The sequence below is a fragment of the Pseudomonas sp. Marseille-Q7302 genome (genome assembly GCF_965111925.1).
On sequence record NZ_CBCOPK010000001.1, the window covers coordinates 4254447 to 4281136 of the forward strand.

Annotated in this window: 28 protein-coding genes; 25 read left to right on the plus strand and 3 right to left on the minus strand. The window is 68.5% G+C overall.

The genetic code is table 11. The features are described from left to right. Positions 1 to 197 precede the first annotated feature (197 nt). Complete coding sequence (locus ACWPW1_RS19835) at positions 198 to 1097, minus strand: LysR substrate-binding domain-containing protein (RefSeq protein ID WP_454253784.1); 900 nt, start codon at positions 1095 to 1097, stop codon at positions 198 to 200. A gap of 107 nt (positions 1098 to 1204) precedes the next feature. Between ACWPW1_RS19835 and ACWPW1_RS19840 the strand changes: the two genes are divergently transcribed. The 22 genes from ACWPW1_RS19840 to ACWPW1_RS19945 all read left to right on the plus strand — a co-directional run bounded on the left by ACWPW1_RS19840 (position 1205) and on the right by ACWPW1_RS19945 (position 20155). Beyond that, positions 1205 to 2482: an MFS transporter gene (locus ACWPW1_RS19840; RefSeq protein ID WP_454253785.1), complete on the plus strand. Its 1278-nt coding sequence runs from the start codon at positions 1205 to 1207 to the stop codon at positions 2480 to 2482. Between the two features lie 351 nt (positions 2483 to 2833). Continuing rightward, positions 2834 to 3559, plus strand: a complete 726-nt coding sequence (locus ACWPW1_RS19845; RefSeq protein WP_454253786.1) for a beta-ketoacyl synthase chain length factor — start codon at positions 2834 to 2836, stop codon at positions 3557 to 3559. Further along, positions 3559 to 4326, plus strand: a complete 768-nt coding sequence (locus ACWPW1_RS19850; RefSeq protein ID WP_017642721.1) for a lysophospholipid acyltransferase family protein — start codon at positions 3559 to 3561, stop codon at positions 4324 to 4326. The genes ACWPW1_RS19845 and ACWPW1_RS19850 overlap by 1 nt, the downstream gene beginning before the upstream one ends. After that, positions 4319 to 4579 carry a phosphopantetheine-binding protein gene (locus ACWPW1_RS19855; RefSeq protein WP_017642722.1) on the plus strand — a complete coding sequence of 87 codons (261 nt, stop codon included), beginning with the start codon at positions 4319 to 4321 and terminating at the stop codon, positions 4577 to 4579. Before ACWPW1_RS19850 ends, ACWPW1_RS19855 begins: the two co-directional genes overlap by 8 nt. Positions 4580 to 4589: 10 nt before the next feature. Next, on the plus strand, positions 4590 to 4844 hold the full coding sequence (locus ACWPW1_RS19860; protein WP_017642723.1) for an acyl carrier protein: 255 nt from the start codon (positions 4590 to 4592) through the stop codon (positions 4842 to 4844). A 10-nt stretch (positions 4845 to 4854) separates the two neighbouring features. Then, entirely contained in the window at positions 4855 to 5427 is a 573-nt protein-coding gene (locus tag ACWPW1_RS19865; RefSeq protein ID WP_454253787.1) for a hypothetical protein, read from the plus strand. After that, complete coding sequence (locus ACWPW1_RS19870; RefSeq protein WP_454253788.1) at positions 5424 to 7070, plus strand: AMP-binding protein; 1647 nt, start codon at positions 5424 to 5426, stop codon at positions 7068 to 7070. Before ACWPW1_RS19865 ends, ACWPW1_RS19870 begins: the two co-directional genes overlap by 4 nt. Continuing rightward, positions 7067 to 7804 (plus strand): glycosyltransferase family 2 protein, encoded by a 738-nt coding sequence (locus ACWPW1_RS19875; protein WP_059316293.1) that lies wholly within the window; start codon positions 7067 to 7069, stop codon positions 7802 to 7804. Before ACWPW1_RS19870 ends, ACWPW1_RS19875 begins: the two co-directional genes overlap by 4 nt. Before the next feature lie 44 nt (positions 7805 to 7848). Beyond that, positions 7849 to 8721, plus strand: coding sequence for an LpxL/LpxP family acyltransferase (locus tag ACWPW1_RS19880; RefSeq protein ID WP_454253946.1), 873 nt, complete (start codon positions 7849 to 7851; stop codon positions 8719 to 8721). Then, complete coding sequence (locus ACWPW1_RS19885; protein ID WP_454253789.1) at positions 8711 to 10237, plus strand: HAL/PAL/TAL family ammonia-lyase; 1527 nt, start codon at positions 8711 to 8713, stop codon at positions 10235 to 10237. Before ACWPW1_RS19880 ends, ACWPW1_RS19885 begins: the two co-directional genes overlap by 11 nt. Then, positions 10230 to 10664 (plus strand): acyl-CoA thioesterase, encoded by a 435-nt coding sequence (locus ACWPW1_RS19890; protein WP_313647718.1) that lies wholly within the window; start codon positions 10230 to 10232, stop codon positions 10662 to 10664. Before ACWPW1_RS19885 ends, ACWPW1_RS19890 begins: the two co-directional genes overlap by 8 nt. Beyond that, the gene (locus ACWPW1_RS19895; RefSeq protein WP_313647716.1) at positions 10652 to 11236 is read left to right on the plus strand and encodes an outer membrane lipoprotein carrier protein LolA; all 585 of its coding nucleotides are present in this window, start codon (positions 10652 to 10654) and stop codon (positions 11234 to 11236) included. Before ACWPW1_RS19890 ends, ACWPW1_RS19895 begins: the two co-directional genes overlap by 13 nt. After that, complete coding sequence (locus ACWPW1_RS19900) at positions 11233 to 13557, plus strand: MMPL family transporter (protein ID WP_454253790.1); 2325 nt, start codon at positions 11233 to 11235, stop codon at positions 13555 to 13557. Before ACWPW1_RS19895 ends, ACWPW1_RS19900 begins: the two co-directional genes overlap by 4 nt. Continuing rightward, a complete protein-coding gene (locus ACWPW1_RS19905; protein ID WP_454253791.1) occupies positions 13550 to 14797 on the plus strand; it encodes an NAD(P)/FAD-dependent oxidoreductase in 1248 nt (415 codons plus the stop codon). Before ACWPW1_RS19900 ends, ACWPW1_RS19905 begins: the two co-directional genes overlap by 8 nt. Beyond that, complete coding sequence (locus ACWPW1_RS19910; RefSeq protein WP_454253792.1) at positions 14794 to 15294, plus strand: hypothetical protein; 501 nt, start codon at positions 14794 to 14796, stop codon at positions 15292 to 15294. Before ACWPW1_RS19905 ends, ACWPW1_RS19910 begins: the two co-directional genes overlap by 4 nt. Then, positions 15291 to 16475 (plus strand): beta-ketoacyl-[acyl-carrier-protein] synthase family protein, encoded by a 1185-nt coding sequence (locus tag ACWPW1_RS19915; protein ID WP_454253793.1) that lies wholly within the window; start codon positions 15291 to 15293, stop codon positions 16473 to 16475. Before ACWPW1_RS19910 ends, ACWPW1_RS19915 begins: the two co-directional genes overlap by 4 nt. Then, a complete protein-coding gene (locus tag ACWPW1_RS19920; protein WP_454253794.1) occupies positions 16472 to 16921 on the plus strand; it encodes an ApeP family dehydratase in 450 nt (149 codons plus the stop codon). Before ACWPW1_RS19915 ends, ACWPW1_RS19920 begins: the two co-directional genes overlap by 4 nt. Beyond that, on the plus strand, positions 16918 to 17655 hold the full coding sequence (fabG, locus tag ACWPW1_RS19925) for a 3-oxoacyl-ACP reductase FabG (RefSeq protein ID WP_064308899.1): 738 nt from the start codon (positions 16918 to 16920) through the stop codon (positions 17653 to 17655). The genes ACWPW1_RS19920 and fabG overlap by 4 nt, the downstream gene beginning before the upstream one ends. Next, the gene (locus ACWPW1_RS19930; protein WP_454253795.1) at positions 17655 to 18887 is read left to right on the plus strand and encodes a beta-ketoacyl-ACP synthase; all 1233 of its coding nucleotides are present in this window, start codon (positions 17655 to 17657) and stop codon (positions 18885 to 18887) included. Before fabG ends, ACWPW1_RS19930 begins: the two co-directional genes overlap by 1 nt. Before the next feature lie 23 nt (positions 18888 to 18910). Further along, complete coding sequence (locus tag ACWPW1_RS19935) at positions 18911 to 19309, plus strand: hypothetical protein (RefSeq protein ID WP_454253796.1); 399 nt, start codon at positions 18911 to 18913, stop codon at positions 19307 to 19309. A 100-nt stretch (positions 19310 to 19409) separates the two neighbouring features. Then, positions 19410 to 19859 (plus strand): excinuclease, encoded by a 450-nt coding sequence (locus ACWPW1_RS19940; RefSeq protein ID WP_434775092.1) that lies wholly within the window; start codon positions 19410 to 19412, stop codon positions 19857 to 19859. Between the two features lie 14 nt (positions 19860 to 19873). Further along, complete coding sequence (locus tag ACWPW1_RS19945) at positions 19874 to 20155, plus strand: hypothetical protein (RefSeq protein WP_454253797.1); 282 nt, start codon at positions 19874 to 19876, stop codon at positions 20153 to 20155. Positions 20156 to 20849: 694 nt separating this feature from the next. On the opposite strand, the gene ilvA is transcribed toward ACWPW1_RS19945, so the two are convergent. Next, positions 20850 to 22376, minus strand: coding sequence for a threonine ammonia-lyase, biosynthetic (gene ilvA / locus ACWPW1_RS19950; protein ID WP_454253947.1), 1527 nt, complete (start codon positions 22374 to 22376; stop codon positions 20850 to 20852). A 115-nt stretch (positions 22377 to 22491) separates the two neighbouring features. Here ilvA and rpiA point away from each other — a divergent pair, with 115 nt between their 5' ends. After that, entirely contained in the window at positions 22492 to 23166 is a 675-nt protein-coding gene (rpiA, locus tag ACWPW1_RS19955) for a ribose-5-phosphate isomerase RpiA (protein WP_059316309.1), read from the plus strand. Positions 23167 to 23405: 239 nt separating this feature from the next. On the opposite strand, the gene serA is transcribed toward rpiA, so the two are convergent. Then, positions 23406 to 24635, minus strand: coding sequence for a phosphoglycerate dehydrogenase (serA, locus tag ACWPW1_RS19960; RefSeq protein WP_231355812.1), 1230 nt, complete (start codon positions 24633 to 24635; stop codon positions 23406 to 23408). Between the two features lie 224 nt (positions 24636 to 24859). Between serA and ACWPW1_RS19965 the strand changes: the two genes are divergently transcribed. Both ACWPW1_RS19965 and ACWPW1_RS19970 read left to right on the plus strand, forming a co-directional pair. Further along, on the plus strand, positions 24860 to 25525 hold the full coding sequence (locus tag ACWPW1_RS19965; RefSeq protein ID WP_454253798.1) for a fumarylacetoacetate hydrolase family protein: 666 nt from the start codon (positions 24860 to 24862) through the stop codon (positions 25523 to 25525). Positions 25526 to 25770: 245 nt separating this feature from the next. Beyond that, positions 25771 to 26676: an SdiA-regulated domain-containing protein gene (locus ACWPW1_RS19970; RefSeq protein WP_454253799.1), complete on the plus strand. Its 906-nt coding sequence runs from the start codon at positions 25771 to 25773 to the stop codon at positions 26674 to 26676. The last annotated feature ends 14 nt before the right edge of the window (positions 26677 to 26690 follow it).

Below are 26690 nucleotides of genomic sequence, written 5' to 3' on the forward strand. Positions count from 1 at the left end.
TACGAGGCGCAACTGGATGTCGCCCGTATCGCCGCACAGGCCCACCGCACCGAAGGCGCCATCGTGTCGAGGCTGGTCAAGCTCGACTTTTTCGCTACGAGCGAGGACGTCCGAGCCGCCAATCGCCTGCGCCGCAAGAGTCCGAGCAACTCGACTCCCGGCTAAGACGGTAAGGCTTCCGCGATCGCGCGTAGCTGCTACTGCGGCGAGCCCGCTGCGCTCATCAACAACCCCACAAACGCCTCCGCCTGCGGCGACACCTCATCCCGGCGCCTGAGCAACCACACCGCCGAAGTCGCCTCGGGATCGTCCAGTTCCCGATACACCAGCCCCTCCATCTGGGTGCGCTGATAGGTGGCGGGTAGCACGGTGACGCCGAGGCCGGCGGCGACCAGGCCGAGAATGATGAGGACTTCGCTGGCCTCCTGGACGATGCGCGGGGTGAAGCCGGCGCGGGCGGTGAGGGTCAGTAGCTGATCGTAGAGGCCGGTGCCGAAGCTGCGCGGGAAATAGACGAAGGGTTCCTCGGCGAGGGCGGCCAGGGGCAGCGGCGCGGTGCCCTGCTGGGCCAGCGGATGGTCGTGTCTCAGGGCGACCATCAGGGGTTCGCGGAAGAGTTCGACCGCCACGAGGGAATCCGGTAGTTCGATGGGGCGGATCAGGCCGATCTGCAGGTTGCCGGCGAGCATGGCGTCGATCTGTTCGCGGCTGCTCATCTCCTGCAGTTGCAGGCGCACCTCGGGATAGGCGCGGCGATAGGCGAACAGCGTCTTGGGGATGGTGGCGACGAAGGGTGAAGAGGCGCTGAAGCCCACCTGCAGCTGCCCCGTCTCGCCCCGCCCGGCGCGGCGGACGCGCTCGGCGGCGCGCTCGCTGGCCAGGAGGATCTGCCGGGCCTCGTCGAGAAACAGCCGGCCGGCATCGGTCAGGGCGACGCGTCGGTTGGTGCGCTCCAGCAGGCGGGTGCCCAGTTCGGCTTCCAGGGCCTGGATCTGCTGACTGAGAGGCGGCTGGGAGAGATTCAGACGCTGGGCGGCGCGACCGAAGTGCAGCTCTTCGGCCACCGCTACGAAGTACCTCAGGTGGCGTAATTCCATGCCGTCTCCATTGAGTCGCAAAACCTATCAATTAAGACGAACAATATATTGGATATATGGCAGTCACCAGCCTAGGGTGGTGAGGTCAGACTTGCCTTGAGGTACCCGTGAATACGTCCCGGTCGTCCGCCACGCCCCCTGCCCCTGCGCTGGAAACCCGCCCTGCCGCCAATGAGCCGCAGCACGCACCGGACGCCTTCATCGAAAAGGGTACGCCGCAATTTCTGCGGACCGCCCTGGCACTGTTCTGCGGCGGCTTCGCCACCTTCGCCTTGCTCTATTGTGTGCAGCCGCTGATGCCAATCTTTTCCCAGGCCTTTGGCCTGACCGCCGCGGCTAGCAGTCTGTCGCTGTCCCTGGCCACCGGCCTCATGGCCTGTGGCCTGCTGGTGACCGGGCCGATTTCCGATGCCATCGGCCGCAAGTCGGTGATGGTCTATGCGCTGTTCGCCGCGGGTGCCTTTACCCTGCTCAGCGCCCTGATGCCCACCTGGGACGGCATCCTGGTGACCCGTGCCCTGGTTGGCTTGTCGCTGGCCGGAGTGGCGGCGGTGGCCATGACCTACCTGGCCGAGGAGGTGCATCCCGAACACCTGGGCTATGCCATGGGCCTCTATATCAGCGGCAACGCCCTGGGCGGGATGTCGGGTAGGGTGATCAGCGGGGTCCTGGTGGATTTCGTGTCCTGGCGCATCGCCCTCGGTGCCCTGGGCCTGTTGGCGCTGGTGGCGGCGGTGCTGTTCAAGCGCAGCCTGCCGGCCTCGAAGCGCTTCCAGCCGCGGCCCCTGCGGCCACGCAGCCTGCTCGCCGGCTATGCCCTGCACTTTCGCGATGCCGGCCTGCCCTGGCTGTTCCTGGAGGCCTTCCTGCTGATGGGCGCCTTCGTCACCCTGTTCAACTACATCGCCTATCGCCTCTTGGCCGAGCCCTACCACCTGAGCCAGGCCTGGATCGGCGTGCTGTCGCTGGTCTATCTGGCGGGGATCTACAGCTCGGCCAAGTTCGGCAGCCTGGCCGATCGCTTCGGTCGGCGGCGGGTGTTCGCCGCCGCCATCGTGCTCAAGCTCTGTGGTCTGCTGCTGACCCTGTTCACGCCGCTGTGGCTGGTGCTGCCAGGCATGCTGCTGTTCACCTTCGGCTTCTTTGGCGCCCATTCGGTGGCCAGCAGCTGGGTGGGTCGGCGCGCGCGCCAGGCGCGTGGCCAGGCATCGTCGCTCTATCTGTTCAGCTACTACGCCGGCTCCAGCGTGGCCGGCACCCTGGGTGGCTTCTGCTGGCACCTGGGGGGCTGGACCGGCGTCGGCCTGTTCATCGGCGCCCTGTTGCTCGTGGCCCTGGCCGTGGCCGTCCGCCTTTCGAAGTTGCAGCCACTGCCAGCGGCGTAACGACCGCTCCGTCGTGAAGGGGACGACCTTGGCGCGGCCCCTGGAGTCCTGATCGCGATAACCGTCAGCGACGAATTCGCCTTTACGTTCACCCACCCCCGCCAAATCCCGGCTTTCACTGCCGCTCGTCGCATGGAGCGGCGTTTCACGCCCTTGCAAGGGGCTCCAACTTCCCTACCGCGCTAGCCTGTTCTCGGCTCAATGCGGGCGACTGCTACCCCTTCGCAAAGTTCATGCAAATGTTTGCCTAGGGTAATAGCCGCTTGGATAATGCGCGCCGAACGCTGCAATACCCTGCTCATCAGGGATAGATGAAACGGCAAGCACGTAGGCTCCGGGGTAGATTCAGCCGTGAACATACATTTCCAGATTAGCGATTGGCGCGCCTGGGCGCCTGGTCTTGGCGACCAGGATGCCTGGCGGCAGTGGTGCGCCGCGCCCTGGTGTCCGGCGGACGACGGCAGCCAACCCGATGCCAGCTTCCTGCCGGCCATGCAGCGCCGCCGTCTGAGTCGCCTGGCACGCATGACCTTCCAGGTGGCCTGGCCGTTGGCCGACGCCCATGGCGAGCCGCTGCCGCTGATCTTCGCCTCGCGCCACGGCGAGACCCCGCGCACCCTGGCCATCCTCCAGGAGCTGGCCCGCGGCGAGCCGCTCTCCCCGACCCAGTTCAGCCTTTCGGTACACAACGCCATCATCGGCCAGTGGTCGATCCTGCGCGGCGATCACAGCGAGATGAATGCCCTGGCCACCGGCCGCGATGGTCTCGAACACGCCGTGCTGGAAGCCTCCACCCTGCTCGCCGAAGGCGCCAGCGGGGTGCTGGTGGTGATCGCCGAAGAGGCGCCGCCCACCCTCTATGCGCCCCAGATCGACGACGTGCCCTTTCCCTATGCCGTGGGTCTGCTGCTCACTCCTGGCAGCAGCCATGGCCTGAGCGGCGAGCCGGCCCCGGCGGACGCCGCGACCAGCGTCTGGCCGCATGCTCTGGAGCTGCTGCGCCTGCTGGAAGCCCGCGGTGAGCGGCACCTGGCCTATGCCGGGCGCGCCTGGCATTGGCAGGCGGAGACCTGCTGATGACTGGCCGGCTGGACTACGGCTACCGGCTGCTGGCCACGGGGCTCAACTTCGTGGTGTTCGGTTGCGGCGCCCTGGTCTTCCGCTTGCTGATCCTGCCGATCCTGCTGGTGCTGCCAGGCGATCCGCTGCAGCGGCGTCAGCGTGCGCGGCGGGCCAATGCCCGGCTGTTCCGTTTCTTCGTCGCTTTCATGGTGCTGACCCGGGTGATGAACCTGCGCATCCAGGGCCGCGAGCGCCTGGGTCGTCCGGGCCAGCTGATCATCGCCAACCACCCCTCGCTGATCGACGTGGTGGTGCTCATCGGCCTGGTGCCCGACGCCAATTGCGTGGTCAAGCAGGGGCTCTGGCAGAACCCCTACCTCAAGCGGCAGATCCAGGCGGCCGGCTACATCAGCAACAACGGCAGCGCCGAGATGCTCGACGAAGCCGCCGACGCCCTGCGCGAGGGCCAGACGCTGATCATCTTTCCCGAGGGCACCCGCACCACCCCCGGCGAGCCGCCGCGCTTCCATCGTGGCGCCGCGGCCATCGCCCTGCGCGGCGCCCGCTGCATCACCCCGGTCACTATCCGCGTGGTGCCCAGCACCCTGACCAAGGCCACGCCCTGGTATCGCATCCCCTCCCGGCGCTTCGACTTCCAGCTGGACGTCGGCGCCGACATCGATCCCTCCACCTTCGCCGGGCGGCCGCTGCCGCTGGCGTCGCGTGAACTCAACGACCAGCTGCACCAGCTCTACCTGAAGGAAACCGGCAACCATGACTGATCTCAACCTTGAGCTCAAAAGCCTGATCATCGAGGCGCTCGGCCTCGAGGACGTCACCGTCGACGATATCGGCGACGACCAGATCCTTTTCGGCGACGGCCTGGGCCTGGATTCGGTGGACGCCCTGGAGCTGGGCCTGGCGATCCAGAAGCGCTACGGCATCCGCATCGACGCCGAAGCCAAGGACACCCGCACCCATTTCGCCAACGTCAACGCCCTTGCGGCCTTCGTGGCCGCCCAGCGCGCCGCCTGAGGAGATCGCCATGCAAAGCCGTGAAGCCATCTTCGAGACCCTGCGCAGCGCCCTGGTCGAGCTCTTCGAGCTGGAGCCCGAGCGGGTGACCCTGGAGGCCAACCTCTACGAGGACCTGGAGATCGACAGCATCGACGCCGTCGACCTGATCGACCACCTGCGCCGCCAGACCGGGCACAAGATCGCCGCCGAGCAATTCCGCCAGGTGCGTACCGTGGGCGACGTGGTCGAGGCTGTCTATCGCATCAGCCAGGCGGACGCCTGATCCGCCGCCTATGAGTGCCCTGCCTTCCCGCTCCCCGCTGGGCCTGCTCGCCAGTGCCCTGCTGCTCCTGCTCGGCCTGGCCTATCCCTTCGCTGTGTACTTCGGCCTGCAGCACCTGTCGCCGCGGCTGTTCGCGGTCGGTCTCGGTGTGCTCTGGGGCCTGCGCCTGCTGCAACCCGGCCTCAACGGCCTGCAGCGCGGCACCGGCCTGGTCGCCCTGGGCTTCTGCCTGCTGCTGGCCCTGAGCGACGCCGCCGTGCTCTTGCGCTGGTATCCGGTGCTGCTCAGCCTCTTCCTGCTGACGGTGTTCGGCCTGAGCCTGCTGCGCGGCCAGCCGCTGATCGAACGCCTGGCGCGGCTGCGCGAACCCGAGCTGCCACCCCGTGCGGTGCGCTATACCCGCCGGGTGACCCAGGTCTGGTGCCTGTTCTTTCTGTTCAATGCGCTCACCGCCGCTGCCCTGGCGCTCTGGGCGCCGCTGGCCTGGTGGACGCTTTATACCGGGGTGATCGCCTATGGCCTGATGGGCCTGCTGTTCGCCGGTGAATGGCTGGTCCGCCAGCGCGTGCGGAGGCTGCCATGACGTTCACCCCTCTCGCCGAGCTGCTGGGCGCCGCGAGCCCGCTGGATGCGGCCCTCAAGCAGCGCGCCCTGAGCCTGGCGGCGGCCTTCCAGGCCGCTGACCTCAGGCGCCTGGCGCTGCACCTGGACGATGCCGAGGACCTGGCCTGCGCCCTGCTCGGCGCCTGGCGCGCCGGCATCGAGGTCGTCCTGCCGGCCGATGCCCAACCCGCCACCCGCGCGCGCCTGGTACCGACGCTCGACGCCTGGCTCGACGATCTTGCCGGCTGGACCGCCGCCGAGCCCATGGCGCCCGCCGCGCTCGACCTCCAGGCACCGCTGCTGACCCTGAGCACCTCGGGCTCCAGCGGCGAGCCCAAGCCCATCGCCAAGCAATTGTTCCAGCTGGCCAACGAGATCGCCGCCCTGGAGCGCCTCTGGGGCGAGTCCCTGGACGAGGCGACCATCCTCGGCAGTGTCTCCACCCAACACATCTATGGCCTGCTGTTCCGCGTGCTCTGGCCGCTCTGCAGCGGTCGCCCCTTCGCCCGCCAGGCGCTGCCCTTCACCGAAGAGCTGCAGCGCGAGACCGCCGCCCTGCTACGCGAGGGTCGCCGTGCGGTGTGGATCAGCAGCCCGGCGCTGCTCAAGCGCCTGGGCGAGAACCTCGATGACGCCATCCTCGCTCAGGTGGTGCAGGTGTTTTCCTCTGGCGGCGTGCTGCCGGAGGCGGCGGCCACGGCCTGCCAGGTGCGCTTCGGCCAGTGCCCTACCGAGGTCTATGGCAGCTCCGAGACCGGCGGCATCGCCTGGCGCCAGGGCCCGCAGCCCTGGCAGGCCTTCGCCGACCTCACCCTGGGCCAGGACGCTGACGGCGCCCTCTGGCTGACCTCACCCTACCTGCCCGAGGGTGTGCGCGAGCAGACCATGGATGGTGTGAGCCTGCTGGGAGACGGTCGCTTCGAGCTGCTCGGGCGTCTGGATCGCATCGTCAAACTGGAAGAGAAGCGCATCGCCCTGCCAGCGCTGGAAGCGCGCCTGCTCGACCATCCCGCCGTCGCCGACGTCCGCCTGGGCGTGGTGCAACAGGGTCGCGCCCTGCTCGGCGCCCTGGTCGCCCTGAGCGAAAGCGGTCTGCACCAGTTGCGCAATGGCGGTCGCCGCGCCCTGGTGGCCGAGTTGCGCGAATACCTGGCCGGCCACTGCGAGGCCATCGCCCTGCCGCGCCGCTGGCGCCTGCTGCTGGCGCTGCCCTACAGCGCCCAGGGCAAGCTGGCACAGGCCGAGGTGGAGCGGTTGCTGGCCCAGCCACGTCCGGTGGACATCGAACCGCTCGGCGTCGAGCAGACCGAAGACGGCTGGCGGCTGGAGCTGGAAGTCGCCCCGGACCTGGCGTTCTTTTCCGGTCACTTCCCCACGGCGCCGGTGGTGCCCGGGGTGGTGCAGGTCGGTTGGGCGCAGCGCCTGGCCCGTCAGCACCTGGATCTACCCACGGACTTCGCCGGCATGGAGGTGCTGAAATTCCAGCAGCTGCTGCGCCCCGGCGACCGGGTAACCCTGACCTTCCACTTCGACGCCACCCGCAGCAAGCTGCACTTTGCCTTTCGCCAGGGCACCGCGGCCTGCTCCTCCGGGCGCATCCTGCTCAAGGAGGCGCAGCCATGAGCTTTCGTGCCTGCGCGGTGATCCCGGTGTTCGACCATGAGCACGCCCTGCCGCTGGTGGTCCAGGCGCTGCGCCAGCGCGCCCTGCCCTGCGTGCTGGTGGACGACGCCTCCAGCCCCGCCTGCGCCCAGGTGATGGACGAACTGGCGACCCAAGCCGACGTCCATCTGCTGCGGCTGCCGGTCAACCAGGGCAAGGGCGGCGCGGTAATGGCCGGACTCGCCGAGGCGCAGCGCCTGGGCTTCACTCATGCGCTGCAGGTGGATGCCGACGGCCAGCACGACCTGGCCGACGTGGCCGCCTTTCTCGCCGAAGCCCAGGCCTATCCCGAGGCGCTGATCTGCGGCTACCCGCAATTCGACGACTCGGTGCCCAAGGGCCGGCTCTATGCCCGCTACCTCACCCATGTCTGGGTATGGATCAACAGCCTGTCCCTGGCGATCCGCGACAGCATGTGCGGCTTTCGCGTCTACCCGCTGGCGCCGACCCTGGCGGTGATCCGCGCCGGCGGCCTGGGCAAGCGCATGGATTTCGATCCGGAGATCCTGGTGCGCCTGGCCTGGCGCGACCAGCCCATGCGCTGGCGGCCGACCCGGGTGCACTATCCGCTGGATGGCCGTTCGCACTTTCGCCTCTGGCAGGACAACGTGCTGATCTCGCGCATGCACACCCGGCTGTTCTTCGGCATGCTGCTGCGCGCGCCGCGTCTGCTCTGGCGCCGGGTGCGCGCGTGAGCGGCCACTGGGCGCAGCAGCGCGAGCGTGGCAGCCCCGTGCTGATGCGCCTCACCGCCTGGCTGGCGCGGCACCTGGGCCGCCGCGCCATCGCTCCGCTGCTGCGGCTGATCGTGCTGTACTTCTTCCTGTTCGGCACCCGCGCCCGCCGCGGCATCCGCGAGTACCAGCAGCGCCTGGCCGCCTGGAGCGGCCGTCCCGAGCTCAAGCCCGACTGGCGCAGCGGCTATGCCCAGTTCATGGCCTTCGCCGAAGCCCTGCTGGACAAGCTCGACGCCTGGAACGGCCGCCTTGGCCTGGATCAGGTGCAACTGCACGACCCGGATCAGGTGCACAGCCGCATGCACGCGCCGCGCGGCGAGATCCTGGTCACCGCCCACCTGGGCAACCTTGAAGTCTGTCGCGCCCTGGCCCAGCTGGGGCGGCGGGTGCGCCTCAATGTACTGGTGCACACCCGCCATGCCGAGGCCTTCAATCGTCTGCTGGAAGAGGCCGGCGCCAGCGATCTGCGGCTGATCCAGGTCAGCGAGCTGGACCCGGCGGTGATGCTGCAGCTCAGCGAGCGCCTGGAGCGCGGCGAATGGCTGGCCATCGCCGGCGACCGGGTGCCGCTGCATGGCGGCCGGACCGTCGAGGTGGACTTCCTCGGCGCCCCGGCGCCCTTCCCCCAGGGCCCCTGGCTGCTGGCGCACCTGCTGCGTTGCCCGACCAACCTGCTGTTCTGCCTGCGCGAAGCCGACGGCTACCACCTCTACCTGGAAGATTTCGCCCCGGCCCCGGCCTGGCGTCGCCAGGAGCGCGCCGCCGGCATCCAGGGCCTGGCCCAGGCCTATGCCGAGCGCCTCGCCGCCCATTGCCTCAAGGCGCCGCGGCAGTGGTTCAACTTCTACCCCTTCTGGAGTCGCGATGAACGCTAGTGTTCGCTTTGGTAGCCAGGCCCTCGCCATCGAAGACCTGGTCGCCCTGGCCGAGGGCCGGGCACAGGCCGAATTGCAGGACGACGCCGCCTTTCGCGACGGCATCGCCCGCGGCGCGCGCTTCGTCGATTCGCTGCTGGCCCGCGAGGGTTCGGTCTACGGCATCACCACCGGCTACGGCGATTCCTGCGTGGTCGCCGTACCCCTCGCCCAGGTCGAGGCGCTGCCGCGTCAGCTCTACACCTTCCACGGTTGCGGCCTGGGGCGCCATCTGGATGCGGCGGCGACCCGGGCGGTGCTGGCGGCGCGATTGCAGTCGCTGTGCCAGGGCGTCTCCGGGGTGCGCGTCGAGTTGCTCGAACGCCTCACCGCCTTCCTGCGTGAAGACCTCCTGCCGCTGATCCCCGAAGAGGGCTCGGTGGGCGCCAGTGGCGATCTCACCCCGCTGTCCTATGTGGCCGCCGCCCTCTGCGGCGAGCGCCAGGTGCTCTGGCGCAATGAGATACGGGAAGCAGCGGACGTCCATGCCGAGCTGGGCTGGACGCCGCTGGTGCTCAGGCCCAAGGAAGCCCTGGCGCTGATGAACGGCACCGCGGTGATGACCGGCCTGGCCTGCCTGGCCTTCTTCCGCGCCGAGTACCTCCTACGCCTGGCGACACGCATCACCGCGCTCAACGTGGTGGCCCTGGCCGGCAACCCGGAGCACTTCGACCAGCGCCTGTTCGCCGCCAAGCCCCATCCGGGCCAGGGTCAGGTGGCCGCCTGGTTGCGCGCGGATCTCGCCGCCGAGGGTCCGGCGGCGCCCCTGCACCGCCTGCAGGACAGATATTCGCTGCGCTGCGCGCCACATGTGCTGGGGGTGCTGGCCGACAGCCTGCCCTGGCTGCGCCAGTTCATCGAGACCGAACTCAACAGCGCCAACGACAATCCGCTGATCGACGCCGAGGACGAGCGGGTGCTGCACGGCGGCCACTTCTATGGCGGCCATATCGCCTGCGCCATGGACAGTCTCAAGACCCTGGTGGCCAACGTCGCCGACCTGCTCGACCGCCAGCTCGCCCTCTTGGTGGATGCGCGCTACAACCATGGCCTGCCGGGCAATCTCTCCGGCGCCCCGGCCGAGCGGGCCATGCTCAACCACGGCTTCAAGGCGGTGCAGATCGGCGCCAGCGCCTGGACCGCCGAGGCGCTCAAGGGCACCCTGCCGGCCAGCGTCTTCTCCCGTTCCACCGAATGCCACAACCAGGACAAGGTCAGCATGGGCACCATCGCCGCCCGCGATGCCCTGCGCGTGCTGGAGCTCACCGAGCAGGTGGCCGCCGCCACCCTGCTGGCCGCCCAGCAGGGCGTATGGCTCAGGTGCGAGCAGGGCGTGCAACCGCCCGCGCCCCTGGCCGCCATGCACCGGGCGCTGGGTGAGACCTTCCCGCCGCTGATCGAAGACCGTGCCCTGGAAGCCGAACTGCGCCAGACCCTGACCCTGATTCGCGCCCGCCACTGGAGGCTCTATGCGTAAGACCGGTGCCCTGCAGGTCGAGGTGGAGATGCAGATCCCCTTCTTCGACGTCGACATGATGGAAATCGCCTGGCACGGCCATTATGTGAAGTACCTGGAGGTCGCGCGTTGCGCGCTGCTCGACCGCCTTGACCACAATTACCTGCAGATGCGCGACTCCGGCTATGGCTGGCCGGTGATCGACCTGCAGATCCGCTACATCCGCCCCCTGCTGTTCCAGCAGCGCGTTCGCGTCCGGGCCGATTTGGTGGAGTGGGAGCATCGCCTCAAGCTCAACTACCTGATCAGCGACGCTGCCACCGGTGAGCGCCTGACCCGCGCCAGCACCGTGCAGGTCGCCGTGGACCTGGCCAGCCGCGAGATGCAGCTGGCCTCGCCCAAGGTCTTCATCGACGCCGTGGAGAGGGCCCTGGCATGCGCACGCTGATCGCTTTGCTATTCATCCTGGCCGCGCCCCTGGCCCAGGCCTTCGATCTCGACGACCTGGCCGCCCAGCTGGCGCGTCCCGCGGCGGTCGAGGGCAGCTTCGTCCAACAGCGCTATCTGCGCGCCCTGCCGCAACCGCTCACCAGCAGCGGCCACTTCACCCTGGCCCGCGGCCTGGGCCTGCTCTGGCGGCTGGAAAAGCCGCTGACCCAGACCTATCGCATCACCCCGGGCGCCATCGCCAAGCAGACGCCGACGGGCTGGACGCCCCTGCCCGGCAGCGACCTGGCCGCGCGCCAGAGCGCGCTGTTCCTGGCCGTGCTCGGCGGTGACCGCAGCGGCCTGGAACGCGACTTCGAGCTGGCCCTGACAGGCGACGCCAATCACTGGCAGCTGCGCCTGACCCCACGCGGCGCGCTGCTCAAGCAGGTGTTCGACGGCATCCTCATCCAGGGCGGTGCCCTGGTCGAACAGGTGGAGATTCGCGAGACCCAGGGCGACCGCAGCCTGCTCAGGCTGGACGGCCAGCCTAGCGACACCCTGAGCACCGAGCAGCGCGCGGTCTTCCAGTGACCCGGCTGCAGCGCCCCTTCCTGCTGTTATTGCTCACCCTGCTGGCGCTCAGCGCCTGGCAGTGGCGCCACGGGCCGCCGGTGGCCGCCGATCTGCTGGCGCTCTTGCCCCAGGGCGCCGGCGACGCCCTTACCCAGCAGGCCGAGGCGCGCATGGCCGAGCCGCTCAATCGCGAGGTGCTCCTGCTGGTGGGTCATCCCCAGCGTGAGCGAGTAGCCGCCCTGGTCGAGCGCCTGGGCCAGGCCTGGTCCCGGGAGCCGCTGTTCGAAAAGGTGCAATGGCAGCTGACGCCGGATTTGCCCGGCCTGCGCCAGCGACTCCTGGCCAGTCGCCTGGCGCTGGCACCGGGGCCGGCGCGCGACGAGTTGCTCAAGACGCCCGACAGCTATCTGCAGGCCCGGGCCGCGGCCCTCTTCGATCCCTTCGCTGGCGCCGGCGCCCTGCCCCTGGAGCAGGACTGGTTCGGTCTCGGCCTGTTGGTGCAGCGCCAGCTCACCCCGGCCAGCAAGGTGCAATTCGACGCCGGCAGCGGCCTGCTGCTGACCCAGGGCGACGGTCTGACCTGGGCCCTGATCCGCGCCCGTACCCGCGCCGATGCCTTCGACTTCGACGCTCCGCCCCGGGTAGAAGCCCTGATCGAGGCCGCCCGCCGTGAGGTGGTCGCGGATGGCGGTCAGCTACTCGCCGCCAGCGGCCTGAGATACGCCGCCGCCGGCCAGGCCACCGCCAGTCGCGAGATGTCGCTGATCGGCGGCCTGGCCACCCTTGGCACCCTGGCCCTGCTGCTGGGGCTGTTCCGCCGCTGGCGGGTGCTGCTCAGCCTGCTGGCGGTGGGCGTGGCCCTCCTGGCCGGCAGCGCCGCCTGCGTGCTGCTGTTCGGCCAGATCAACGCCCTCACCCTGATCCTCGGCGCCAGCCTGACCGGGGTGGCCGCCGACTACCCGCTGCACTACCTGAGCAAGAGCTGGAAGGGTGGCCCATGGAATGCCACGGCCATCCTGCGCCAGACCCTGCCGGGATTGTCCCTGAGTCTGGCGACCAATCTGCTGGGCTACCTGGCGCTGGCCTGCACGCCCTTTCCGGCGCTGACCCAGGTGGCGGTGTTTTCCGCCGCCGGCCTGATCGGCGCCTACCTCACCACCGTCTGCCTCTTGCCGGCCTGGTGGCAGCGCCTGGACCTGGCACCGCCCGCCGCGCCCCTGCGACTGATGCAGCGCCTGCTCGACCTGCGGCTGCGCCTGCTGGCGCGCACCGGCAGCCTGCCGCTGCTGCTGGCGCTGCTGGCCTTTTGCGGCGCCGGCGTCTGGCAACTGCACCTGCAGAACGACCTGCGCCTCTGGCTTGGCCAGGACCCGGCGCTGACCCGCGAAGCCCAGGCCATCGCCCGCCTTACCGGGCTGCAACCCACCAGCCAGTTCTTCCTGGTGCGCGGGACGGATGCCGACGAGGTGCTGCACCACCAGGCCGCCCTGGGTCAGCGCCTGGATAGCCTGGTCAGTCAGGGCCAGCTACAGGGCTATCGCGCCCTTAGCGGCCTGGTCGCCCCTGCCGCGGCCCAGGCCGAATTGCGCCAGGCCCTGGCCGGCTGGGGCGAGCGCCTGCAACCCCTGCTGGCGGTAGGCATTCCGGCCGACGCGCTGGACGCCGAACTGAGGCAACTGCATCAGCTACCCGACCTGAGTCTCGACCGGGCCCTGGCCGGCCCGCTGGGCGAGCCCTGGCGACCGCTCTGGCTGGGCCGGACTGCCGACGGCGGCGCGGCCGGGCTGGTCAGCCTGCAAGGGCTGGGCAACGCCCAGGTCCTGCAAAGGGTGGCCGAGGGTTTGCCCGGTGTGCAGCTGGTGGATCGCCTGGGCGAATTGCGCGGCTTGTTCCTCCATACCCAGCGCCTGGCGGTGGAGCTCAAGTTGCTGGCCTCGGCGGCCATCTTCCTGCTGCTGCTCTGGGCCTTCGGTCGCCGCGCGGCACTGCGCATCGTCTGCCTGCCGCTGCTGGCGGCCCTGGCGGCCCTGGCCTGCCTGGGCTGGCTGGGTCAGCCGCTGACCCTGTTCAGCCTCTTCGCCCTGCTGCTCATCACCGCCATCGGCGTGGACTACGCCATCCTCATGCACGAGGCCATCGGCGGCGCGGCGGTGAGTCTGCTCGGCGGCCTGCTGTCCGGCGTCGGCAGCTGGCTGTCGTTCGGTCTGCTGATGCTCAGCAGCACCCCGGCCATCGCCAACTTCGGCCTGGCCATCAGCCTGGGGCTGGTGTTCAGCTTCCTGCTGGCGCCCTGGGCCTCGCCCTCCGTCTCCCACGAAAAGGACCTTCGTCATGGTTGAACATCATCCCCTGGTCGTCATCGGTGCCGGCCCGGCCGGCGCCGTGGTCGCCGCCCTGCTCAAGCGTCGCGGCCATCCGGTACTGGTGCTGGAAGCCCAGCACTTCCCGCGCTTTTCCATCGGCGAGAGCCTGCTCTCCCACAGCCTGGATTTCGTCGAGGAAGCGGGGATGCTGCCGGCGGTCGAGGCCGCCGGTTTTCAGACCAAGGTCGGCGCGGCCTTCGCCTGGGGGGAGCGCTACACCGACTTCGACTTCCGCGACACCTACAGTGGCGGGCGCAGCACCTTCCAGGTCCAGCGCGGCCCCTTCGACAAGATCCTCGCCGACGACGCCGCTCGCCAGGGCGTGGCGATCCGCTACGGCCAGCGGGTGACCGCCGTGACCCTGGGCGAAGACGGTGAAAGAACCCGGATCGAGGTGCTGGGCGACGACGGCCAGGCCTATGCGCTGACCACCGACTTCCTGCTCGATGCCAGTGGCTACGGACGGGTGCTGCCGCGCCTGCTGGACCTGGAAGCCCCTTCGGACTTCCCCCCGCGTCGCGCCCTCTTCACCCATGTCGAGGACCGCATCGACGATCCCGGCTTCGACCGCGACCGCATCCTCATCACCACCCACCCGACCTGGCGCGACGTCTGGTTCTGGACCATCCCGTTCAGCGACGGCCGCACCTCGCTCGGGGTGGTGGCCGCCGCCGAGCGCTATGCCGGACGCGCCCCCGATCTCGCCACCTGTCTGCGCGACTGGGTCGCCGAGACCCCGAGCCTGGCCCGGGTGCTGCACAATGCGGTCTGGGATACCTCGGTGCGCGAGCTGGGCGGCTATGCGGCCAACGTCAAGCGCCTGCACGGCCCCGGCTTCGCCCTGCTGGGCAACGCCGCCGAGTTTCTCGATCCGGTGTTTTCTTCGGGCGTCACCATCGCCCTGCGCTCGGCCAGCCTGGCCGCGCCCCTGGTGGATCGCCAGCTGCGTGGCGAGGCGGTGGACTGGGAGGGCGAGTTCGCCCGACCACTCAAGGCGGGCGTCGATACGTTCCGTGCCTATGTGGAGGGCTGGTACGATGGCAGCTTCCAGGACGTCATCTATTTCGAGAACGCCGACCCCGAGATCCGCCGCATGATCTGCGCCATTCTCGCCGGCTACGCCTGGGACCTTCGCAACCCCTTCGTCAAGGAGCCCAAGCGGCGCCTGCGCCTGCTCGTCGAGCTCTGCCAGCTGAATTCGGCCCACTCTGCATGACCCTGCCCCGTCCGCTCGTCTTCGCGCTGGCCTGCCTGCTACTGCTCGCCGCCTGCGCCAGCCAACCGCCACTGCCCAGCAGTCCGCCACCGCTGGCGCACACGCTCGTCTATCAGGTGGAGCGCCAGACCGCCGAGGGCAGCGACGCCCTGCTGCTGGCCATCCAGCCGGAAGGCCAAGCCCTGCGCTTTTCGCTGTTCGATCCGCTGGGTGTGCCCCAGGCGCGCCAGCGCCTGCTCGACGGCGCCTGGCACGCCGACGGCCTGCTGCCGCCCAATCCCCGGGCGCGCACCTTCTTCAGCGTACTGCTGTTCGCCCTGACCCCGGCCGACCAACTGCCGCAGGCCTATGCCACGGGCGACTGGCAACAGGCCGCCGACGGCAGCCGCAGCCTCAAGGACTGGCAGGTGCGCTATCCCGCTGCCGACCGCCTGGAGCTGCAGGCACCGGACGGGTCGCGCTATCGCCTGACCCTGCAGCCGGAGTCCGCGCCTTGAGCGCCTACCTGAACGCCCTGGGGCTGCTCTGCGCCCTGGGCCAGGGCAAGGCCGAGGTGGCGCGCGGCCTGTTCGCCAGCGACACGGCAGGCATGCAGCCCACCCCGGGCTGGATTCCCGAGCGCCAGCCGCCGGTGGGCACCGTCAGCGCCGCCCTGCCGGCCTGGCCTACCGACTGGGCCCCCTTCTTCAGTCGCAACAACCAGCTCCTGCTGGCGGCTCTGACCGAGATCGAGCCTCAGGTGTACCAGGCCATCGAGCGCCACGGCCCTGCGCGCATCGGCGTGGTGCTGGGCACCAGCACCTCCGGCATTCACGAGGCCAGCCTGGGCATCGCCGTGCACCAGCGCAGCGGCCAACTGCCCGAGGGCTATCAGTACGCCCAGCAGGAGCTGGTCGCGCCGGCCGATTTCCTCGCCCGCTATCTGGGCCTGAGCGGCCCCTGCTATGGTCTCTCCACCGCCTGCACCAGCAGCGCCCGCGCCCTGCTCAGCGCCCGTCGGCTGCTGGTCCAGGGACATTGCGATGCCGTGCTCTGCGGGGGCGTCGACAGCCTCTGCGGCTTGACCCTGAACGGCTTCGCTGCCCTGGAAGCGGTCAGCGAACGCCTGTGCAATCCCTTCTCGGTCAATCGCTGCGGCATCAACATCGGCGAGGGCGCGGCGCTGTTCCTGCTGACCCGCGAGCCCGCTCCCATCGCCCTGCTCGGCGGCGGCGCCAGTTCCGATGCCCACCACATCTCCGCTCCCGATCCCAGCGGCCGCGGCGCCGTCCAGGCCATGCAGGCGGCGCTGCGCGCCAGCAGCCTGCAGCCGGGCGACATCGGCTATCTCAACTTGCACGGCACCGCCACGCCACACAACGACGCCATGGAAAGCCACGCCACCCATGAGGTGTTCCCGGCCGGGGTGCCCTGCTCCTCGACCAAGCCGCTGACCGGCCATACCCTCGGCGCCGCCGGCGCCCTGGAAGCCGCCTTCGCCTGGTTGACCCTGGACCCGCAGCTCAACCCGGCCGGCCAGCTGCCGCCGCAGCGCTGGGACGGCCAGGCCGATCCTGCCCTGCCACGCCTGGCGCTGGCCCACGCCGACAGCCGTCTGGACGGCCGCCGCCACGCCATGAGCAACAGCTTCGCCTTTGGCGGCAGCAACGTCAGCCTCATCCTCGGAGCCACGCCATGATCCCCTGGCCCCTCGCCGAGCTGGTGCCCCACGCTGGCGACATGTTGCTGATCGAGGAAATCCTCGCCTGCGACGACCAGGGCATCGAGACCCGCCTGGTGGTACGCCCCGGCCTCTTCACCGACGCCGACGGCGCCCTGCCAGCCTGGATCGGCGTGGAGCTGATGGCCCAGAGCGTGGCCGCCTTCGCTGGCTGCCAGGCGCGCCGCCGTGGCGAGGCCCCGGCCCTGGGTTTCCTGCTCGGCACCCGCCAGTTCGCCTGCGACGTGGCGGCCTTTCCCGCCGGCGGTGAGTTGCGCATCCAGGCCCAGCCGGCACTGCAGAACGACGATGGCATGGCCATCTTCGACTGCCACTTGCAGGGCCCTGGCTGCCAGGCCAGCGCCCGCCTGAACGTCTATCGTCCGCCCCAGGCGGATCTGTATCTACAGGAGCCCGCGCCATGAGCGTTGCCCCCGCCCCGGTCCTGGTGACCGGTTCCAGCCGCGGCCTGGGCCGCGCCATCGCCCTGCGCCTGGCCGCGGCCGGGCACGACCTGGTGCTGCACTGCCGCAGCCGTCGCGAGGAAGCCGAGGCCGTGCGCACCGAGGTGGAGGCCCTGGGCCGCACGGCCCGGGTGCTGCAATTCGACGTTGGCGACCGCGCTGCCTGCGCGGCCATCCTCGAGGCCGATACCGAAGCCCACGGCGGCTACTATGGTGTGGTCTGCAATGCCGGCCTGACCCGCGACGGCGCCTTCCCGGCGCTGACCGGAGAGGACTGGGACGTGGTCCTGCGCACCAATCTCGACGGCTTCTACAATGTCCTGCACCCGGTGGTCATGCCGATGATCCGTCGCCGCGCGCCGGGGCGTATCGTCTGCATCACCTCGGTTTCCGGGCTGATCGGCAATCGCGGCCAGGTCAACTACAGCGCCTCCAAGGCGGGGCTGATCGGCGCCGCCAAGGCCCTGGCGGTGGAGCTGGCCAAGCGCAAGATCACCGTCAACTGCGTCGCCCCGGGGCTGATCGACACCGAGATCCTCGACGAGCATGTGCCAGTGGACAAGATTCTCGAGATGATCCCCGCCGGGCGCATGGGCACCCCCGAGGAGGTGGCCCACGCGGTGGCCTTCCTGCTCGCCCCCGAGGCCGGCTACATCACCCGCCAGGTGCTGGCGGTCAACGGAGGGCTGTGCTGATGATGGGTCGTCGCGTCGTGATCACCGGGATGGCCGGCGTCACCGCCCTGGGCAGTGACTGGCCGACCATCCGCGACCACTTCCTGGCCGGCCACAGCGGCATCCGCCGCATGGACGCCTGGGACCGCTATACCGAGATGAATACCCGCCTGGGCGGGCCCATCGTCGACTTCCAGGTGCCCAGCCACTGGACGCGCAAGCAGTTGCGCAGCATGGGCCGCGTCTCCCAGCTGGCGGTGGCCGCCGCCGAGCGCGCCCTGGCCGATGCCGGACTGCTGAATGATCCCGGCATCGCCGATGGCCGCATGGGCGTGGCCTGCGGTTCCTCCACCGGCAGCACCGACGACATCAAGGCGCTGGCCAACATGCTGCTCAGCGACGCCGCCGTGGGGCTCAACGCCAACACCTATGTGCGCATGATGCCGCACACCGCCGCCGCCAACCTGAGCCTGTTCTTTGGCCTCAAGGGCCGGCTGATCCCCACCTCCAGCGCCTGCACCAGCGGCAGCCAGGGCATCGGCTACGCCTACGAAGCCATCAAGTTCGGGCGCTTGCCGCTGATGCTGGCGGGCGGCGCCGAAGAACTCTGTCCCAGCGAGGCCATGGTCTTCGACACCCTCTATGCCACCAGCCTGCGCAACGATGCGCCCCACACCTCGCCGCGTCCCTACGACAAGGGACGCGACGGCCTGGTGATCGGCGAAGGCGCCGGCATCCTGGTGCTGGAAGAGCTGGAACACGCCCTGGCGCGCGGCGCGCACATCCACGCCGAGATCGTCGGCTTCGGCAGCAACGCCGATGGCCAGCACTCCACCCGCCCGGAACAGGCCACCATGCAGCGCGCCATGGAGCTGGCCCTGGAAGACGCCGGGCTGGCGCCGGAGGCCATCGGCTACGTCAACGGCCACGGCACGGCCACCGAACAGGGCGACATCGCCGAGACCCGGGCCACCCAGGCGCTGTTCGGCTCCGGCATGCCCATCAGCTCGCAGAAGAGCTACCTGGGCCATACCCTCGGGGCCTGTGGCGCCCTGGAGTCCTGGTTCAGCATCGCCATGATGAACGAAGAGCGTTTCGTGCCGACGCTCAACCTCGACGAACTGGACCCCCAGTGCGGCGAGCTGGACTATCTGCGTGACGGACCGCGGACCCTGCGTACCGATCATGTGATGAACAATAATTTCGCCTTTGGCGGGGTCAACACCTCGCTGATCTTCCGCCGCTGGTCCTGATGGCCATTTCCCGAGGTATTCCCATGTTGCGTCGCCTGCTGCTCGTCTCCGCTCTGCTGTTCCTGGCGGCCTGCACCCGCGCGCCCCTGGTGACGCCCCAGGAGGTCTTCCCCGCCGACCGGGTGGAGAACGCCGCCGACGTTCGCCGCGCCATCGTCGATACCCTCGAACGCCGCGGCTGGACGGTGGGCCAGGAAAGCCCCGGCCTGGTGGTCGCCAGCATCGTGGTGCGCGATCGCCACCAGGCCTGGGTCGACATCCCCTACAGCACCAAGGGCTACCAGATCCGCTACCGCGACAGTGCCGGCCTCGACTACGACGGCGAGCGCATCCATCGCAACTACAACAAGTGGGTCCAGTTGCTCGACGCCGACATTCGCCGGCGACTGCAGCTGCCGGCCCCCGCTGCCGCCGCGGAGTAACGGCCCTCGGCTTGCGCGATATCGCAGAACACCGCCCCAAGGCTGACGGGACGGACGTTCTGGGTTAAACAGTCACCTTCACCCCCACAAGGAAGTCACCATGCGCCTCATCGCTCCCGCCCTTGCCCTCACCCTGAGCCTGGCCACCCTGCTCCCCACCGCCGCCCAGGCCCGCGACACCACCCTGCAGCTGCCCTTCGCCGAGGTGGTCCAGGAAGCCCTGGCCGCCAAGCGCCTGGATGGCAGCGTCAAGTTCTACCTGGCCGGCAACCCGGTGCCGGGCAAGGCCACGGTGGTCAACTCCAGCATCACCACCAACCAGAAGACCAACGCCTTCAACAAGACCGACGAGGTCGCCTGCCGCTGGGTGCTGCAATCGGCGCTGATCCGCCTGCAGGAAGCGGCCAAGGCCGCCGGTGCCAATGCCGTCACCGACATCACCAGCTACTACAAGAAGAACGAGTGGAGCGATCCCAGCCGCTACGAATGCCACGCCGGCGCCTTCATCGCCGGCGTCGCCCTCAAGGGCAAGCTGGTGATCCTTAAGTAGGCCGGAACGGCGGCATGCCCGAGTGGGTCTGTCTAGAAACCCGCCCCGAGGCAGCCGCCATGCCCCACTTTCGCGTCCACTACCGCAAGGACGGCGAACCCCGTCAGCTCGATCTCGGCCATCCGCAGGCGACGCTCGCGGCCCATGAAGCGGCCCTCGCCGTGCTGGAACACCTGCGCGCCGACGCTGAGAACAGCCTGGCCCTGCCGCCTGCCGATGCCCCCGCCGAGGCCATCCTGCGGCAGGCGGAGGTGCATGGACTAACGGATATCCAGGTAGAGCCGCTGGCGTCGTAGGTTGGCGCTGAGCGCAGCGAAGCCCAACGCGCGGGACTATAGGTGTTTGGCCGCCCTCACCCCAGCCCTCTCCCAGAGGGAGAGGGGGTGGTCTGATTCAGCGTTGGCTTATGGGCTCATCGCGGCCGCTCCGGGAGTCCGATGGTTCGCTCATCGCGGCCATGGGCCGCTCCTACAATGACATCTGAACCTGTAGGAGCGGCCCATGGCCGCGATCAGGCGTACTCAACCGTAGCGTGGAAAATCGCGCAGCGTTTTCCGCTGACGGGCTCCGGTACCAACGGTGGATAAGGCTACGCCGTTATCCACCCTCCCGGATGCCCCCGTAGGTTGGCGCTGAGCGCGGCGAAGCCCAACGGGCGGGACTAACGGTGTTTGGCCCTCACCCCAGCCCTCTCCCAGAGGGAGAGGGGGTGGTCTGGTTCAGCGTTGGCTTATGGGCTCATCGCGGCCGCTCCGGGAGTCCGATAGTTCGCTCATCGCGGCCATGGGCCGCTCCTACAATGACATCTGAACCTGTAGGAGCGGCCCATGGCCGCGATCAGGCGTACTCAACCGTAGCGTGGAAAACCGCGCAGCGTTTTCCACTGACGGGCTCCCGTGCCAACGGTAGATAAGGCTACGCCGTTATCCACCCTCCCGGATGCCCCCGTAGGTTGGCGCTGAGCGCAGCGAAGCGCAACGCCACCCAACCTCAGCCCAGGAACAATCGATACGCCGGATTCTCGGTCTCGTCCCAATAGCGATAGCCGATGGCATCCAGGGTCGCCAGCAGCTCGCCCCGCTCGGCGTCACTGGCTTCCAGCGCGGCGAATACCCGCCCATCCGCCGCGCCGTGATTGCGGTAGTGGAACATGCTGATGTTCCAGCGTCCGCCCAGGCGGTCGAGGAAGTCGAACAGCGCCCTGGGCCGCTCGGGAAATTCGAAGCGGAACACCTGCTCCTCACCGACCCGTGCGGCATGGCCACCCACGGTGTGGCGGATATGCAGCTTGGCCAGTTCGTTGTCGGTCAGGTCCAGCACCGGGAAACCCTGATCGCGCAGGCCCTGGATGAGGGCGTCACGCGGATCGCGCTGCGGATGGGTCTGGACGCCAACGAAGATATGGGCCTCTTCGCCAGTGTGGTAGCGGTAGTTGAATTCGGTGATCTGCCGCCGGCCCAGCGCCTCGCAGAAGGCGCGAAAGCTCCCCGGCCGCTCGGGAATGGTCACGGCGATGATGGCTTCGCGTTGCTCCCCTAGCTCGGCGCGCTCGGCCACATGGCGCAGGCGGTCGAAGTTAATGTTGGCGCCGGAATCGATGGCCACCAGCACCTGGCCGCCACTGCCTTCACGCTCTGCGTACTTCTTGATCCCGGCCACCCCCAGGGCGCCCGAAGGCTCGGTGATGGAGCGGGTATCGTCGTAGATGTCCTTGATCGCCGCGCAGATCTCGTCGCTGCTCACGGTGATCACCTCATCCACATAGCGCCGGCAGACCTCGAAGGTATGATGGCCGATCTGGGCAACGGCCACGCCGTCGGCGAACAGCCCCACCCGCGGCAGGACCACCCGCTCGCCGGCGGCCATGGCCTGCTGCAGGCAGTTGGAGTCGTCCGGCTCGACGCCGATGACCTTGACCTCGGGACGCAGGTATTTCACATAGGCGGCGATGCCGGCGATCAGACCACCGCCGCCCACGGGGACGAAGATGGCATCCAGCCGCCCGGGGTGCTGGCGCAGGATCTCCATGGCCACGGTGCCCTGGCCGGCGATGACGTCGGGATCGTCGTAGGGCGGCACGAAGGTGTAGCCCTGCTCCTCGACCAGGCGCAGCGCCTCGGCCAGGGCCTCGGGAAAGGCGTCGCCGTGCAGTACCACCTCACCGCCACGGGACTGCACGCCGATGACCTTGAGCTCGGGGGTGGTGCGCGGCATGACGATGATCGCCCGCACGCCCAGCTCACGGGCCGCCAGGGACAGGCCCTGGGCGTGGTTGCCGGCGCTGGCGGTGATCACCCCGCGCGCCTTCTCGCTGGCCGAGAGGCTGGCCAGTTTGGTGTAGGCGCCACGGATCTTGAAGGAAAACACTGGCTGCAGGTCTTCGCGCTTGAGCAGCACCTGGCAGCCCAGCCGCTCGGACAGCGCCCGCGCCGGTTGCAGGGGCGTTTCGATCGCCACGTCGTAGACGGGGGCGAGCAGGGTCTTCTTCACATACTGTTCGAGCATCGGCGGGGCGATCCGGTGGGTGCGGCGGGGGCGAAAAGTCTACTACGGGCACTCCCGGGTAGGTTAGCCAAGCCGTCCGAGCGGCTATAATCGAGGGCCCTTCACCCGTTTCTTTGCGGATATCCCCATGAATCAGGACCAGCTCAAGCAGGCCGTCGCCCAGGCCGCGGTCGACCTCATCCTTCCCCTGCTCTCCCGCGACAGCGTGGTCGGCGTGGGCACCGGCTCGACCGCCAACTTCTTCATCGACCTGCTGGCCAAGCACAAGCTGGAGTTCGACGGCGCCGTGGCCAGCTCCCAGGCCACCGCCGACCGCCTGAAAAGCCATGGCATCACCGTCTATGACCTCAACGGTGTCAGCGACCTGGAATTCTATGTGGACGGCGCCGACGAAGCCGACGGCCACCTCAACCTGATCAAGGGCGGCGGCGCGGCCTTGACCCGCGAGAAGATCGTTGCCGCGGTGGCACGCAAGTTCATCTGCATCGCCGACGCCAGCAAGCGCGTCGACGTCCTCGGCGAATTCCCGCTGCCGGTGGAGGTGATCCCCATGGCCCGCAGCCACGTGGCCCGCGAGCTGGTGAAACTGGGCGGCGATCCGGAATACCGCGACGGCGTGGTGACCGACAACGGCAACGTCATCCTCGACGTGCACAACATGCACATCGTCGATCCGGTGGGCCTGGAAGCGAAGATCAACAACATCGTCGGCGTGGTCGCCAACGGCCTCTTCGCCGCCCGCCCGGCGGACGTGCTGCTGCTGGGCACCGCCCAGGGCGTGGAGCGGTTGGAGCGCAGCTAAGCCACCCGTAGCGTGGAAAACCGCGCCAGCGTTTTCCACAGGTGAGCTCAACCACGGCCAGTGGATAAGGCTGCGCCGTTATCCACGCTACGCCGTTTATCGCGGCCATGGGCCGCTCCTACAAAAGTATCATCCCTGTAGGAGCGGCCCATGGCCGCGATGAAACCTCCGCCAGCACGAAAGCAAAAAAACCCCGGTCAGGCGAACCCGACCGGGGCTTTTCCATGACAGCTAAAGGCTTAGAACAGCACGCGGCAACGGATAGTGCCCTTGACGTTCTGCAGCTTCTCTTGCGCCAGGTCGGAGTACTCGGCATCGACGTCGATCACCACGTAGCCGACCTTCTCGTCGGTCTGCAGGTACTGACCGGAGATGTTGATGCCGCTCTCGGAGAAGACCCGGTTGATCTCCGACAGCACGCCCGGGACGTTCTGGTGGATGTGCAGCAGGCGGTGCTTGCCCGGGTGCGACGGCAGGGCCACTTCAGGGAAGTTGACCGAGGACACCGAGGTGCCGTTGTCGCTGTACTTGACCAGTTTCTCGGCCACTTCCAGGCCGATGTTGGCCTGGGCCTCGGCGGTGGAGCCACCGATGTGCGGGGTCAGGATGACGTTGTCCAGGCCCCGAAGCGGCGAGACGAATTCGTCGTTGTTGGAGCGCGGCTCCACCGGGAAGACGTCGATGGCGGCGCCGATCAGGTGCTCGTCCTTGATGGCCGCGGCCAGGGCGTCGAGGTCGACCACGGTGCCGCGCGCGGCGTTGATCAGGATGCCGCCTTTCTTGATGGCGCGGATCTCGCGCTCGCCCATCATCAGCTGGGTGGCGGGAGTTTCCGGCACGTGCAGGGTGACGATGTCGCTCATGCCGAGCAGCTCGGTCAGGGAACCGACCTGCTGGGCGTTGCCCAGGGGCAGCTTGGTGATGACGTCATAGAAGAACACCTGCATGCCCAGGCCCTCGGCCAGCACCGACAGCTGGGTGCCGATGGAGCCGTAGCCGATGATGCCGAGCTTCTTGCCGCGGATCTCGAAGGAGTTGGCCGCGCTCTTGATCCAGCCGCCACGGTGGCAGGAGGCGTTCTTGGCCGGGATGCCGCGCAGCAGCAGGATGGCCTCGGCCAGCACCAGCTCGGCAACCGAACGGGTGTTGGAATAGGGGGCATTGAACACGGCGATGCCGCGCTCGCGGGCGGCCTGCAGGTCAACCTGGTTGGTGCCGATGCAGAAGCAGCCGACGGCGACCAGCTTCTTGGCGCAGTCGAACACCTCTTCGGTGAGCTGGGTGCGCGAACGGATGCCGATGAAGTGGGCGTCGGCGATCTTTTCCTTGAGCTGGGCATCCGGCAGGGAGCTGGTGACGTACTCGATGTTGCTGTAACCCGCGGACTTCAGGATATCCACGGCGGACTGGTGGACGCCTTCCAGGAGAAGGAAGCGGATCTTGCTCTTGTCGAGGGAAGTCTTGCTCATCTGCGTTGAATCCAGAGTGTCCAGGGAGAAGGATGCCGGCGCGGCGCAGGCCAGTTCAGCCAGCGGCAAAGGGGGCGCTATCTTAGCATGAGCCGCCGCATGCAGGTCCGGTTGCGACCTGAAGCTTTCTCAGGGCGACCATGAGCACTTCGCGACCGGCAACGCGCCGCGGCGCCCGCTTTTGGTTAAGATCGCCAGCAGACGCCACTCACCAGGAGCACAAGATGGCCTATCAGCACCAGTACCTCGATGGCACCAAGATCCACTTCCCCCTGGGCAAGGTCGTCTGCATCGGCCGCAACTATGCCGAACACGCCAAGGAGCTGAACAACCCGGTTCCCACCGAGCCCCTGCTGTTCATCAAGCCGGCCAGCTGCGTGGTGCCGGTGGCGGACGGCTTCGCTATTCCCACCGACCAGGGTTCGGTGCACTACGAGGCCGAGATCGCCGTGCTGATCGGCAAGCCGCTGTCGAAGAAGCCTTCGACAGAGGAAGTCCGCGACGCCATCTCCGGCTTCGCCCCCTCCCTGGACCTGACCCTGAGAGACGTGCAGAGCCGCCTCAAGGACAAGGGCTATCCCTGGGAAATCGCCAAGAGCTTCGACGGCGCCTGCGTGCTCGCGCCCTTCGTGCCTGGCGATGCCTTCGAGGACCTGGCCGACATCCCGGTGCGCCTGACCATCAACGGCGAGGTCCGCCAGGACGGCAACAGCCGCGACATGCTCAATCCCATCCTGCCGCTGATCCAGACCATCGCCGGGCATTTCTCCCTGCAACCGGGCGACGTCATCCTCACCGGTACGCCGGTGGGTGTCGGACCTCTCAACGTGGGCGATGAGCTGGTGCTGGAGCTGCCGGACGTTAGCCGCTTCGAAACCCGCGTGCTATAACCCCGCCACCCACCGTCGCCTGGCGAGTGCCTGGCGATGGTGTGCCGGCACGGCCGCGACGCCCCAGGCTTTGCCTGAAAAGTGCCTACGCTCGGCCATGCGGCGTTAAACCCTTTCGGAATGCTCATTTACCCCTCGTAAACTCGAGCGCGAGTCCGATCCGCTTCCTCAAGGGTTTTTGCCTTGCCTGACCTTCGCTCGGCGACGTTGCAGACAAGCCATAACAAGAAGCCGTACGAGCCCGCATGTCCAGACTCCCCCGCCTCATCCTGTCGCGCCTCCTTCCCGCCTTCGTCCTGCTGGTGCTGATCGTCCTCACCTTCGTCTGGCACTGGAACGACCGGGCCCTGCTCTGGTGGCAGGAATACCGCACGCCGCCGGAAGTCCGCGCCCAGGCGGTCTGGCTGCCGAACTACCAGGCGGTGATCCAGGGCAAGCAGCTGCCGGGGCTGGCCGAGGCCGAGACCTCCGATCTCACCTACGATCCCCGTACCCGCACCCTCTTCGCCGTTACCGGCAGCACCCCCTACCTGGTGCAGCTGAGCCTGACCGGCGACATCCTCAGACGTATCCCGATCCGCAACGTCTCCAACCTGGAAGGTGTGACCGCCCTGGAAGACGGACGCCTGGCCATCGTCGACGAACGCCAGCGGCGGCTGTCGCTGTTCCAGCTGAAGGACGACACCCGGGAGCTGGATGCCAACACCTTCGAACACCACGACCTGGGCTTTCCCGACGCCGGCAACAAGGGCTTCGAAGGCATTGCCTGGGATCCGCGGCACCAACGCCTGATCCTCAGCAAGGAACGCGACCCGGCCGCGCTCTTCACCCTGGCCAGCGACGGCCGCGGCGTTACCGGTACCCTCCAGCCCTTTCCCCTCAAGCAGCTGGTGATCGACTACTCCGCGGTGGCGGTCGATCCGCGCACCGGTCACCTGCTGGCCCTCTCCGATCAGTCTCACACGCTGGTGGAAATGACCGCGGAAGGTGCACCGGTCAGCTTCATCAGCTTGAGACGCGGCCTGCACGGCCTGGACGCCACCATGGAGCAGCCGGAGGGCGTGGCCCTCGACGAGGCCGGCAATCTCTACCTGATTGGTGAACCCAATCTCTTCCACGTGTTTCACAAGGTGTCCAAAGCGGCGCAATGAGCGCCTATTCAGCT